We start from the raw sequence: 12,130 nt of genomic DNA, 5'->3' as shown, positions 1-12,130 counted from the left end.
TATGACCCTTTATGCTGGATCCATTGCCGAGGAGAGGCGCGCGGCGTCTCTCCCAAAGCGGACAGGGCTGAAACGGATATTCGATCGCAACATTCATGCGTATCTGTTTCTTCTGCCCTGGCTGATCGGCTTCTTCGGCCTGACGCTGGGGCCGGCGCTTGTCTCGCTCTATCTCTCCTTCACCAATTACGATCTGCTGCAATCGCCGGACTGGGTAGGCGCGGCCAATTATGTGCGCATCGCCACATCAGATCCGAAATTCGCGGCGGCGATGCAGGTCACGTTCACCTATGTGCTGCTATCCGTTCCGCTCAAGCTGGCCTTCGCGCTTCTCGTCGCGCTGGCGTTCAATCGCGGCATCAAGGGGCTGACGCTTTACCGGGCGATCTTCTATCTGCCGTCGTTGCTCGGCTCCAGCGTCGCCATCGCCGTGCTGTGGCGCCAGCTCTTCGCCTCCGATGGGTTGATCAACATGCTTCTCTGGCGGGCCTTCGGCTATGAGGGGCCAAGCTGGATCTCCAACCCGGATTATTCGATTTATACGCTCGTCATCCTGTCCGTCTGGCAGTTCGGCTCTCCGATGATCATCTTCCTCGCCGGTCTGCGCCAGATTCCGCAGGATATGTATGAGGCCGCCGAAATCGACGGCGCCGGCAAGCTGCGCCAGTTTCTGCGGATCACGCTGCCGTTGCTGACGCCTGTCATCTTCTTCAATGCGGTGATCCAGACCATCGACGCGTTCAAGGCGTTCACCCCTGCCTTCATTATCTCGGAAGGTACGGGCGGGCCGATCAACTCGACGCTTTTCTACACGCTCTATCTCTATCAGGAGGCGTTCGGCTTCTTCCGCATGGGCTATGCGTCGGCGCTCGCCTGGATATTGGTGATCATAATCTCTCTGTTCACGGCGTTTTCGTTCCTCTCCGCGAAATACTGGGTGCATTACGATGACTGACGCCGTCACCGCCAGCCGTCCCGGCCAGATGCCGCAGCGCTCGCCCCTGAAATCCGTGCTGCTGCATGCCGCGCTGATAGCGGCATCCTTCGCCATGCTCTACCCGATCCTGTGGATGCTTTCCGGCTCGCTCAGGCCGCAGGACGAACTGTTCGGCTCCACCTCGCTCATCCCGTCATCACTGGATCTTGGCGGCTATATCAGGGGCTGGACCGGTCTGCAGGTCAGCTTCGGGCGCTTCTTCTGGAACTCGTTCGTCATTTCGGTTCTGGCGACCGTGGGCAATGTCATGGGGTGCTCGCTCGCCGCCTTCGCCTTTGCCCGCCTGCGCTTCGGCGGCCGGAACTTCTGGTTCGCGCTGATGCTGGGCACGCTGATGCTGCCCTATCATGTCGTCCTGATCCCGCAATATATCCTGTTCCTCGAACTCGGCTGGGTGAACACGCCCCTGCCGCTGATCGTGCCGAAATATCTGGCGACGGATGCGTTCTTCATCTTCCTCATGGTGCAGTTCTTCCGGGGCATTCCGCGCGAGCTGGACGAGGCGGCGGTGATGGACGGGTGCAGCCCGTTCCGCATCTACTGGAAGATCATGCTGCCGCTGTCATTGCCGGTTCTGGCGACCGCCGCCATCTTCTCTTTCATCTGGACATGGGACGATTTCTTCGGCCCGCTGATCTATTTGAACGACATCAACACCTACACGGTACAGCTCGGCCTGCGCTCCTTCGTGGATTCGACTGGCAGTTCCGACTGGACGGCCCTCTTCGCCATGTCCAACCTTTCGCTGGTGCCGGTCTTCCTGTTTTTCCTGTTCTTCCAGCGTCTTCTCATCGAAGGCATCGCCACGACCGGAATGAAGCGATGAAACCCGTAAAATTCGCCGCCATCGGCATCGAGCACGACCACATCTTCGGCCAAACGGCCTGCCTGCTGGACGCGGGCGCGGAGCTGGTTGGCTTCCATGCCGGAGATAACGAGCTGTCACGCGCCTATGCGGAAAAATATCCTGATATCCCTGATGTCGATGATATCAGACGCCTGCTTGAAGACGACGGCATCGACCTCATCATCAGCGCTGCGGTTCCCGATGAGCGGGCAGGCATCGCAATCGAGGCGATGCGGGCGGGCAAGGACGTGATGGTCGACAAGCCCGGCATGGTGACGATGGCGCAGCTGGAAGAGGTCAGGCAGGTTCAGGCCGAAACCGGCCGGATTTTCTCCATCCTCTATTCGGAGCATTTCGAAAACCGCGCGACCGTAAAGGCGGGAGAACTGGTTGGCGCGGGCGCCATCGGCAAGGTGATTTCCCTCGCCGGTTTCGGCCCGCACCGCCTGCGCGCGCCGACCCGTCCCGCGTGGTTCTTCGAGCGGGAACGCTATGGCGGTATTCTTGTCGACATAGGCTCGCACCAGTGCGAGCAATTCCTGTTCTTCACCGGGGCGGACACGGCGGACATTCTTTCCGCAACCGCCCGCAACCGCGCCCATCCGCAATGGCCGGGCTTGCAGGATACGGGCAGCATCCATCTGGCGACAACGGAGGCCGATGGCTTCATCCATGTCGACTGGTTCACACCGGACGGGCTGCCAAGCTGGGGCGACGGGCGGCTGTTCATCACGGGAACGGAGGGCGCGATCGAGTTGCGCAAAAATATCGATGTTGCCGGGCGCGAGGGCGGCAATCATTTGCTTCTCACCGACCGGCAAGGGGTTCATTACATGGATTGCTCGCAGGTGCCTTTGCCTTATGGCCGGCAACTCCTTGCCGATATCCGCGACCGGACGGAAACCGCCATGCCGCAGGCGCGATGCTTCGCGGCAATGGAACTGGCGCTGAGGGCTCAGAAAATGGCCGAGGAAAACCACCATGCCTAAGCGCTACAAGGTCGGCATCATCGGCTGCGGCATCGGCAGGTCGCATATCGTCGAGGGCTATGCGCCGCATGGCGACAAGTTCGAGGTCGTCGCCCTCTGCGACCTCGACGAAGCGCGCCTCACGACCGTAGCCGACGAATTCGCCGTACCGCGGCGTACGGTTTCCTCCGACGAACTGATCGCGATGCCGGATATCGACATCATCGATATCTGCACGCCCCCCGCTCCGCACACGCGTCTCATTTTGGAAGCGCTGGCCGCCGGAAAACATGTCGTATGCGAGAAGCCGCTGACCGGATCGCTCCTTGAAGTCGATCAGGTGATGGAAGCCGAAAGGACGGCACGGGGCGTCCTGATGCCGATATTCCAGTATCGGTATGGCGAAGGCGTCGAGCAGGCGCGCCGTATCATCGAAAGCGGTTTGGCGGGAAAACCTTATGCCGGCACCGCCGAGACGTTCTGGAAGCGCAGCGCCGGCTATTACGACAATCCATGGCGCGGCCGCTGGGCAACCGAGCTTGGCGGCGTGCTGATGACCCATGCCATTCATCTGCACGACATGCTGACGTTTCTCATGGGACCGGTCGAGCGTGTGTTCGGCCGCGTCGCCACAAGGGTGAACGCCATCGAGGTGGAGGACTGCGTTTCCGCAAGCTTGCTCATGCAAAACGGCGCGCTGGTTTCCGCAACCGCGACGCTTGGTGCGCAGGAGGAAATCAGCCGCCTGCATCTGGCATTCGAGAACGTCACGTTTGAAAGCAACCACGCCGCCTATTCGCCGGGCGACGGGCCCTGGCGCATCGTTCCCGCGAATGAGGGTGTTGCGGTGCAGATTGAGGCGCTGTTGAAGGATATGCCGCCGGTGGGCAGGCGTTTCACTGGGCAGATGGAAGCCTTCCATCGCGCGCTGGAAAGGGGCGAGAGGCCGCCGGTGACAGCTGAGGACGCCCGGCGCTCCCTTGAACTGCTGGCGGCGATCTATCATTCGAGCGAAACCGGCACCGATGTCGCTCTGCCGCTCGGACGCGAGCATCCGAAATATAAGACGTGGCGACCGTAGAGAGGTGGTTGTTTTGATGGAAGCGCGCGACACCCCCCTCTGCCCTGCCGGGCATCTCCCCCTCAAGGGGGGAGATTGGCTGACACAGCCTCCTGCCTCTATTCTGCCACGTCGGCGATTGGTACCGAGCACCTATGAAGGCGTAATCTCCCCCCTTGAGGGGGAGATGCCCGGCAGGGCAGAGGGGGGTGTTTCCCGCCAGCGGTTTTAAAAGAAATACAGGGAGGAACAGCATGGCAAGCAGCATCACACTCGAAAAGATCGTCAAGCGATACGGCTCCCTGCCGATTATCCATGGCATCGATCTGCAGATCGAGCCGGGTGAATTCACCGTGTTCGTCGGGCCTTCCGGCTGTGGCAAGTCTACGCTTTTGCGCATGATCGCGGGGCTGGAGGAAATCACCGGCGGCACCCTGCGTATCGACGGTGAGCAGGTGAATGAGGTCGCCGCCTCGAAACGCGGCATCGCCATGGTGTTCCAGTCCTATGCGCTTTATCCGCATATGACTGTTTACAAGAACCTTGCCTTCGGTCTGGAGACCGCCGGATACAAGAAACCGGCGATCGAGGAGCGGGTGAAAAAGGCTGCGAACATTCTGCAGATCGGCCCGCTGTTGCAGCGCAAGCCAAAGGCGCTTTCGGGGGGACAGCGCCAGCGCGTGGCGATTGGCCGGGCGATCGTTCGCGAACCGAAGATTTTTCTCTTCGATGAACCGCTGTCGAACCTCGATGCGGAATTGCGGGTGCAGATGCGGGTGGAGATCGCCAAATTGCATCAGCAACTGGGATCCACGATGATCTATGTCACCCACGATCAGGTGGAAGCCATGACGATGGCCGACAAGATCGTCGTCTTGCGCGATGGCCGCGTCATGCAGGCTGGAAAGCCGCTCGACCTCTATAACAATCCGGCCAACCAGTTCGTCGCCGGGTTCATCGGTTCGCCGAAAATGAACTTTCTTGCCGCCCGGATTTCGCCCGAAGATCCATCGCGCCGGACGCTTGAAATCGCCGGCAGCCGCATCGCCCTGGCAAAACCGGTGGAGGCAAACGATGACGAGCCGCTCACCTTCGGCGTCCGTCCGGAACACCTCAATCCTCGGACACAGGCGGCCTCGCTTGGCGATGCCTCGGTGCAGTTGGTCGAGCATCTGGGTGGATCGACGGTGGTTTATGCAAACACCCCCGACCGCCAGCCCGTGACCATGCTGCTGGAGGGCCAGCGCCAGATCCGCATCGGCGATGCCATCCCCTTCGGCTTCGAACTGGCCCAGACGCATCTGTTCGGCGCGGATGGAAGGCGCATTTAGAGCGGTATGCAATTAAGTTGAATCGGGCATTCCGCTCTAAACCTTTGTTTTAGCCGCATGATCTTATCCGAAAAGTCTGCAACTTTTCGGGACCATGCTCTAGCTGGCGCCGCCACCGCTGAGAAAATAGCAATCCACTCGCCGCGTGAAGTGTCCCATTCGATAGCCTATTCTTATCGTTGACACACTACCATGGTAGTATTAGGTTCTGCCCGTGACCATGCAGACATGGGAACGGGGAGGGAATAAGATTGATAGCAGTCCGCGTGCGCGAACCGCATTTTCTTGAGGTCATCGAGGCTGAATGCGCCGAACCGGGCCCGAATGAAATCCGGGTGAAGGTGTCGACATCAGGGATTTGCGGTTCCGACATCCATATCCTGCATGGCTCCAATCCCTTCGCCAAATATCCGCGCGTGATCGGCCATGAGTTCGCCGGCACCATAGCTGCAACGGGTATTGCCGTGACATCGGTGTCCGTGGGCGACAATGTCGTGGTCGACCCGGTCATCTCCTGCGGTCATTGCTACGCCTGCCGCGTCGGTCGATCCAATGTTTGCGCCAATCTGGAAGTGCTGGGCGTGCATCGCGATGGCGGCTTTCGTTCGGAAGTCGTCGTGCCCGTGGCCAATGCGGTGAAAGTCTCGAAAAACCTGCCGCTATCCGTGGCCGCGCTCGCCGAGCCGTTCTCGATTGCCGCCAACGTGCTTGTCCGAACCGGATGCGATGAGCGTGACACTGTCCTTATCTACGGCTCCGGCACAGTCGGGTTGACGGTCCTGCAGGTCGCCAAACTGAAAGGCGCGCGGGTCATCGTCGCCGATCCGGACAAGCGGCGTCTCGAGCGCGCGGAGCAATTTGGCGCCGACCGGGTTCTGCAATCCGGCAAGGATGATATTCCGGCAAGCGTCGCCGGCGAAAATAATGGGTTGGGTCCGACATTGGTGATTGATGGGGCCGGCGTACCCGCCCTTCTCGAAGAGGCGTGCCGTGTTGCAAGCCCGGCCGGGCGCATCGGTATTCTCGGCTTTTCGCCCGCGCCCTGCAACGTGTCGCAACAGGAAATCGTCAAGAAGGAACTGACGCTCGTCGGCTCCAGGCTCAGCCGGCGGCTTCTGCCGGAGGTGGTGAGCTGGCTGGAAAGCGGACAGTTGAAGCCGGAGCCGATGATCACCCAGACATTCCGGGGCAGCGAGGCGAAGGAGGCGTTTGCGCTGATCGAGCGATCCCCGGAACAAACGGTAAAGGTGCAGCTGGATTTCAGTTGAGTGAAATGCGGTGGGAGCCGCAAACAAGGGAGGAATAGCATGATCAAGACGAACCCTAGGAGACGCGGCCTGCTGGCTGCAATGCTCGCAACCTGCGTGGCCATGACGGCTTTGACGCCGGGCCTTGCCGAGGCCAAGACGCTGAAACTCGGCCATCTCGGAAACGAAGATAATTCCTGGCATAAGGCCGCGATGAAATTCGCCGAAGAGGTGAAGGCCCGCACCAATGGCGAACTCGAAGTGCAGGTCTTCCCCAACGAGCAGCTCGGCAAGGAAACCGACCTGATCAAGGGACTGCAGCTCGGAACCGTCGATTTCACCATCACGGGCGAATCCTTGCAGAACTGGACGCCTTACGCCTCGCTTCTCGCCGTTCCCTACGCGCTCCGTGACAGCGAGCACATGCGCAAGGTGGTCGAGGGTCCGATCGGCCAGAAGATCGCAACCGAAATCGAAGCCAAGGCCAAGCTGGTGCCGCTCACCTGGTTCGAGCGCGGTCCGCGCGAACTGACCTCCAACCGGCCGATCAAGACGCCCGACGAACTCAATGGATTAAAGTTGCGCGTGCCGAACGTGCCGCTGTTCGTCTCGGTCTGGGAGGCGCTCGGCGCCAAGCCGACGCCGATGGCCTTCTCGGAAGTCTTCACCGGCCTGCAGAGCCATGTCATCGACGCGCAGGAAAACCCCCTCGCCCTGATCCGTTCGGCCAGTCTGTATGAAGTCCAGAAATATGTGAACATGACCGACCATGTCCGCAGCTGGATCTATCTCGTCGCCAGCCAGCGCCTGATGAAGAACCTGACGGACGAGCAGCGCGGCGCCGTGCTTGAGGCTGCCAAGGATGCGCAGGCCTATGAGCGCGAGCTCTTCCTCGCCGATGAAGAGCGCTTCAAGAGCGAGTTGCAGGGCAAGGGCATGGAATTCGTAGAGGTCGACAAGGCGGCCTTTGCCGCGAAGGCGAAGGATGCGGTGGCCAAGTCGCTCAATCCCGAAGTCACGCCTCTCTATGAAGAGATGCTGGCCGTCAAGTAAGCGCAACGCTCGAAATGCCGGCCGTCCCTTTTCCGGGGCGGCCACATTTTCCAGGATTTAATGCCATGAAAAGCCTATTCGGCAAAATCATCGAGGGCGCTGCGATCCTGTGCAGGGTTGGCACGGTCATCGCCTTTGGCGTACTTATCGTCATGGTGACCCTGCAGGTTCTGGGGCGCATCCCCGGATTCCCCGCCCCGATCTGGACGGAAGAAGTCTCGCGCTTTGCCCTGCTCTATCTCGTCGCGTTCTCCTGCGGCCTTGCCGCGCTGGGCGGGGAACTGGTCAATGTCGATCTCCTGACCTCGACCTTGCCCGCCAAGGCGCAAGCGGCAATCGAAAAGCTCGCCGATCTCGCCACGATCATCTTCTCGCTGGCGATCATTCCCGGCGCCTATGCCTATGTGATGAACAGCTTCGGCGAACGCGCCCGCTCGTTCGATGCGCCGATGGTCATCGTCTATATCACGATCCTCATCATCCCCGTATCGCTGGCCTTCTTCTATCTCGCCCGGCTCTTCGGCTTCGGCAGGCCGATGCAACATCAGGAGACGCTGTAATGCTGGTCGCAGCCCTTTTCGGCACGTTCATCGTCTGCCTGGCGCTCGGCGTTCCCGTCGCCATCACGCTCGGCATATCCTCGGTCGTCTACCTCTTCCTCGCCGATATCGACCTGGCGGTCGTCCCGCAGTTCATGTTCTCCGGCATGGACAGCTTCGTCCTGCTCTGCATTCCCGGTTTCGTGCTGGCCGGCAATCTGATGAACAATGGCGGCATCACCGACCAGATCGTCCGCTTCGGCAATGCCCTCGTCGGCCATATCAGGGGCGGACTTGGCCTCGCCAATGTCACCGGATCAATGATCTTCGCCGGCATTTCCGGGACCGCCGTATCCGAGACCGCTTCAATCGGCTCGGTCATGATCCCCGCCATGAAAAAATCCGGCTACGGCGCCGGCTTCGCCTCCGCGCTCACCGCCGCCGCCTCGACGGTCGGCCCGATCATTCCGCCCTCGGTTCCGATGATCATCGTCGGCACGCTCACCGGACTGTCGGTCGGCCGCATGTTCCTCGCCGGCGCCATCCCTGGCATCATGATGGGTCTCGGCATGATGCTGACTGCCTATATCATCGCGCGGGTGCGCAATTATCCCAAGGGCAGCTGGGTCGGCTTCCGCGAGGTTTTCGTCTCCGGCAAGGCCGCCTTCTGGGCCGTCCTCATGACCGTGATCATCCTTTTCGGCATCGTCGGCGGCATCTTCACGCCCACCGAGGCATCGATCGTCGCCTCGCTCTACGCCTTTGCCGTCGGGCTCTTCATCTATAAGGGCTTCAAGCTTGGCGACCTGCCCCGCATCATGCTGGAATCCGCCGTCGGTTCGGGCGCGCTCATTCTTCTCGTCGGCCTCGCCAATGTGTTCGGCTGGATTCTGACAAGCGAGCAGATCCCGCAGATGATCGCCGCCGCGATGCTCTCGGTGACGGATAACAAATACCTGATCCTGCTGATGATCAACGTGCTGCTTCTCTTCGTCGGCACGTTCATGGAGACGATTGCCGCGCTGATCATCCTGTTCCCGCCGCTGCTCGCGGTGGCGCTGCAGGTCGGCATCGATCCGATCCAGTTCGCCATGATCGTGGTCATCAACCTGATGATCGGCCTGACGACACCGCCCGTCGGCATCTGCCTGTTCGTTGCCGGCAATATCGGCAAGGTGCCGCTCAGCGTCATCAGCCGCGAGGTTCTGCCCTTCATCCTCAGCAATGTCATCGTGCTGATGCTGGTGACGTTCATTCCGGCGCTGTCCCTGTGGCTGCCTTCCGTCTTCTTCGATTGAGCGCGCCCATGAGACTTGACAACGCAACATTGCAAAACGCGAAGGCGCGCCTGCCCGCCTTCGACAGGACAAGGCTGACACCGGGCATCGTCCATATCGGTCTCGGCGCCTTCTACCGCGCCCATGGCATCGTCTATAATGACGACGCGATCGAGACCGATCCGGCGGCCCACAATGGCTGGGGGATCATCGGCGTCAGCCTGCGCAGCCCCTCTCAGCGCGACAGGCTGGCGCTGCAGGGTGGCCTTTATACCGCGATCGAGCGTTCAGCTTCCGGCGACAAGCCGCGCATCATGGGTTCGCTGCTGCAAGCGGTCGTGGCGCCGGAAGATCCGCGAGGTCTTGTCGAAACGCTGGCTGATCCCGGCATTCGCATCGTCACCATTACGGTGACGGAAAAGGGCTATTGCCACGATCCGGCGACGGGAAGGCTCAATCCGGCCCATTCTGACATCATCCATGATCTGGAGCATCCCGAAGCGCCCGTCTCCCTCCCCGGCTTTCTCGTCGCTGCGCTGAAGCTACGCAAGAACCGTGGAATAGCGCCGTTCACGGTGATAAGCTGCGACAATCTTCCCTCCAACGGCAAGCTGTTGCGCGGCCTCATCCGCGATTTCGCCGCGCTCCGCGACGATGGGCTTGCCGCATGGATCGAGAGCAATGTCGCATTCCCAAGCACGATGGTGGATCGCATCGTTCCGGCTTCGACAGACAATGACCTGGCGCTAGCCCGTGACCTCATAGGATTGAATGATCTGGCGCCGGTCATCCACGAACCGTTCCGCCAATGGGTCATCGAGGACATTTTCGGTTCAGCGGATCGGCCTGCCTGGGAACGCGCCGGGGCCCAGTTCGTCACCGATGTCGAGCCGTTCGAGCTGATGAAGCTGCGCATGCTCAACGGCTCGCATTCTGCGCTCGCCTATCTCGGTTTCCTCTCAAGTTTCGAAACCATATCGCAAACGGTTGCCGATCCTGTTTTCAAGGATTTCCTCGCCGGTTTGTGGGGCGACGAGATTATCCCGACCGTGCCCGCACCCGCCGGGACAAACCTTTCCGCCTATGCGGGCCAGTTACTGGAGCGTTACGCCAACCCGGCCATCAGCCATCGCACGGCGCAAATCGCCATGGACGGATCGCAGAAGCTGCCGCAGCGCATCCTCGGCACCATCCGCGACCGGCTGCACGCCGGCCAGCCGTGGAACCGGCTTGCGCTCACGGTCGCAGCCTTCATCTACTATGCCGGCGGCTCGGACGAGAAAGGGCGCCCCATCGACGTCAAGGACCCCCTCGCCGACCGGCTGAAAGCGGACGGGCAGGATCCCGCCGCCCATGTGCGCCGCGTGACCTTCATTGAAACCATATTCGGCACCGATCTCGGGCGGGACGAACGGTTCCTCCACACGGTCGAAGCGGCCTATCGCAAGCTTCTTACCGGCGGCGCCCATGCGGCGGTCAGCGCAATCAATCAGACAGCGGAATAAGAGAAAATGACAGACCAGACCGGAGCAATCACCATGGAAGAAACTTGCACCATGGAAGAAACCTGGCGCTGGTTCGGCGAGGGCGATGCGTGCGAGCTGAAGCACATCCGGCAGACCGGCGCGCGCGGGATCGTCACCGCACTCCACCACATTCCCTATGGTGAAATCTGGACGACGGATGAGATCAGGCGCCGGCAGGCAATCATAAGCGCCGATCCCTCGCTCGGACTGGAATGGCGCGTGGTCGAAAGTCTTCCGATCCACGAGGATATCAAGCTCGGCTCCGGCAATCTGACGCCGCTGTTCGATAATTACCGGCAGTCGTTGCGCAATCTCGCCGCATGCGGCCTGAAAATCATCTGCTATAATTTCATGCCGATCCTTGACTGGACCCGCACCGAGCTGGACGCTCCGCTGCCCGGCGGCGGCACGGCGTTGCGCTTCAATATGCACGAATACGCCGCCTTCGATTGCTATATGCTGAGGCGTCCGGGCGCCGAGGACGAGCAGGACAGCGCCACGCTGGACAAGGCCCGCGCCTGGATCGCCGCGTCCTCTGAAAGCGACCGCGAGAAACTCCTCGCCAACATCATGGCCGGCCTGCCCGGCGCCTATGCCCGCTATGACGTGCCGGGGCTCCGCGCCATGCTCGAACGCTACAGCGACGTTTCGCGTGAACAATTGCGCGAGAATTTCACTCGCTTCCTGCGCGAGGTGGTGCCGACGGCCGAAGAGGTCGGCATCAGGCTCTGCGTGCATCCCGATGATCCGCCGCGCCCGCTTTTCGGACTGGACCGCATCGTCTCTTCCGCAGAGGATATCGATTTCATTCTCTCCGCTGTCGCCTCTCCCTCCAACGGCTTGACGCTGTGCTCCGGCTCGCTCGGCGCGAACCCGGCCAACGACGTTCCCGCCATCGCCGAACGCTTCGCCGACAGGATCCACTTCGCTCACTTACGCAATGTGAAGAAGGATCCGGACGGCTCTTTCATGGAGGCCGACCATCTCGGCGGCGACACCGACATGGTCAGGCTGGTTCAGGTGCTCCTCAAGGAATGCCGCCGCCGCAAGGCCGAGGGCCGCGCGGATTGGCAAATTCCCATGCGCCCCGACCATGGCCATGAGCTGATCGACGACCACACACGCAAGACTCACCCCGGCTATCCGATCATCGGTCGCATGCGCGGACTTGCGGAACTGCGCGGAGTAATGGCAGCCTTATCGGCGTTGGAATAACAGCATGGTTCTGAACCGAAGGTCAGCGTGAGCAAAAAGTTGCTGACTTTTCGTAATTGACCATGCGGCT

At 60.9% G+C, this 12,130-nt stretch carries 11 protein-coding genes; all 11 read left to right on the top strand.

From position 1 onward, the window contains the following. Position 1 precedes the first annotated feature (1 nt). The 11 genes from C7477_RS15600 to uxuA all read left to right on the top strand — a co-directional run bounded on the left by C7477_RS15600 (position 2) and on the right by uxuA (position 12,060). On the top strand, positions 2 to 955 hold the full coding sequence (locus C7477_RS15600) for a carbohydrate ABC transporter permease (protein ID WP_181418447.1): 954 nt from the start codon (positions 2 to 4) through the stop codon (positions 953 to 955). Further along, positions 948 to 1,823 (top strand): carbohydrate ABC transporter permease, encoded by an 876-nt coding sequence (locus C7477_RS15595; RefSeq protein WP_110753819.1) that lies wholly within the window; start codon positions 948 to 950, stop codon positions 1,821 to 1,823. The genes C7477_RS15600 and C7477_RS15595 overlap by 8 nt, the downstream gene beginning before the upstream one ends. Next, the gene (locus tag C7477_RS15590) at positions 1,820 to 2,833 is read left to right on the top strand and encodes a Gfo/Idh/MocA family protein (protein ID WP_110753817.1); all 1,014 of its coding nucleotides are present in this window, start codon (positions 1,820 to 1,822) and stop codon (positions 2,831 to 2,833) included. Before C7477_RS15595 ends, C7477_RS15590 begins: the two co-directional genes overlap by 4 nt. Beyond that, positions 2,826 to 3,893: a Gfo/Idh/MocA family protein gene (locus C7477_RS15585; RefSeq protein WP_110753815.1), complete on the top strand. Its 1,068-nt coding sequence runs from the start codon at positions 2,826 to 2,828 to the stop codon at positions 3,891 to 3,893. The genes C7477_RS15590 and C7477_RS15585 overlap by 8 nt, the downstream gene beginning before the upstream one ends. 233 nt (positions 3,894 to 4,126) lie before the next feature. Further along, entirely contained in the window at positions 4,127 to 5,203 is a 1,077-nt protein-coding gene (locus C7477_RS15575) for an ABC transporter ATP-binding protein (protein WP_110753813.1), read from the top strand. A 251-nt stretch (positions 5,204 to 5,454) separates the two neighbouring features. Beyond that, positions 5,455 to 6,471 carry a Zn-dependent oxidoreductase gene (locus tag C7477_RS15570; RefSeq protein WP_110753811.1) on the top strand — a complete coding sequence of 339 codons (1,017 nt, stop codon included), beginning with the start codon at positions 5,455 to 5,457 and terminating at the stop codon, positions 6,469 to 6,471. A gap of 39 nt (positions 6,472 to 6,510) precedes the next feature. Beyond that, positions 6,511 to 7,503 (top strand): TRAP transporter substrate-binding protein, encoded by a 993-nt coding sequence (locus C7477_RS15565; RefSeq protein ID WP_110753809.1) that lies wholly within the window; start codon positions 6,511 to 6,513, stop codon positions 7,501 to 7,503. 65 nt (positions 7,504 to 7,568) lie between these two features. After that, a complete protein-coding gene (locus C7477_RS15560; RefSeq protein WP_110753867.1) occupies positions 7,569 to 8,063 on the top strand; it encodes a TRAP transporter small permease in 495 nt (164 codons plus the stop codon). Continuing rightward, positions 8,063 to 9,340: a TRAP transporter large permease gene (locus tag C7477_RS15555; RefSeq protein WP_110753808.1), complete on the top strand. Its 1,278-nt coding sequence runs from the start codon at positions 8,063 to 8,065 to the stop codon at positions 9,338 to 9,340. Before C7477_RS15560 ends, C7477_RS15555 begins: the two co-directional genes overlap by 1 nt. A gap of 8 nt (positions 9,341 to 9,348) precedes the next feature. Next, on the top strand, positions 9,349 to 10,824 hold the full coding sequence (locus tag C7477_RS15550) for a mannitol dehydrogenase family protein (RefSeq protein WP_110753806.1): 1,476 nt from the start codon (positions 9,349 to 9,351) through the stop codon (positions 10,822 to 10,824). 51 nt (positions 10,825 to 10,875) lie between these two features. Beyond that, positions 10,876 to 12,060, top strand: coding sequence for a mannonate dehydratase (uxuA, locus tag C7477_RS15545; RefSeq protein ID WP_110753804.1), 1,185 nt, complete (start codon positions 10,876 to 10,878; stop codon positions 12,058 to 12,060). The last annotated feature ends 70 nt before the right edge of the window (positions 12,061 to 12,130 follow it).

The organism is Paramesorhizobium leguminum (assembly GCF_003217235.1).
In the GTDB taxonomy this organism is placed as follows: domain Bacteria; phylum Pseudomonadota; class Alphaproteobacteria; order Rhizobiales; family Rhizobiaceae; genus Paramesorhizobium; species Paramesorhizobium leguminum.
Note: the sequence above shows the minus strand (reverse complement) of the source record. Positions and strands in the feature narration are given on the sequence as shown.

What these genes read in the sequence shown, in the direction of transcription:
- C7477_RS15600 (WP_181418447.1), top strand. Translation starts at nt 2, where the DNA reads ATGACCCTTTATGCTGGATCCATTGCCGAGGAGAGGCGCGCGGCGTCT.
- C7477_RS15595 (WP_110753819.1), top strand. Translation starts at nt 948, where the DNA reads ATGACTGACGCCGTCACCGCCAGCCGTCCCGGCCAGATGCCGCAGCGC.
- C7477_RS15590 (WP_110753817.1), top strand. Translation starts at nt 1,820, where the DNA reads ATGAAACCCGTAAAATTCGCCGCCATCGGCATCGAGCACGACCACATC.
- C7477_RS15585 (WP_110753815.1), top strand. Translation starts at nt 2,826, where the DNA reads ATGCCTAAGCGCTACAAGGTCGGCATCATCGGCTGCGGCATCGGCAGG.
- C7477_RS15575 (WP_110753813.1), top strand. Translation starts at nt 4,127, where the DNA reads ATGGCAAGCAGCATCACACTCGAAAAGATCGTCAAGCGATACGGCTCC.
- C7477_RS15565 (WP_110753809.1), top strand. Translation starts at nt 6,511, where the DNA reads ATGATCAAGACGAACCCTAGGAGACGCGGCCTGCTGGCTGCAATGCTC.
- C7477_RS15560 (WP_110753867.1), top strand. Translation starts at nt 7,569, where the DNA reads ATGAAAAGCCTATTCGGCAAAATCATCGAGGGCGCTGCGATCCTGTGC.
- C7477_RS15555 (WP_110753808.1), top strand. Translation starts at nt 8,063, where the DNA reads ATGCTGGTCGCAGCCCTTTTCGGCACGTTCATCGTCTGCCTGGCGCTC.
- C7477_RS15550 (WP_110753806.1), top strand. Translation starts at nt 9,349, where the DNA reads ATGAGACTTGACAACGCAACATTGCAAAACGCGAAGGCGCGCCTGCCC.
- uxuA (WP_110753804.1), top strand. Translation starts at nt 10,876, where the DNA reads ATGGAAGAAACCTGGCGCTGGTTCGGCGAGGGCGATGCGTGCGAGCTG.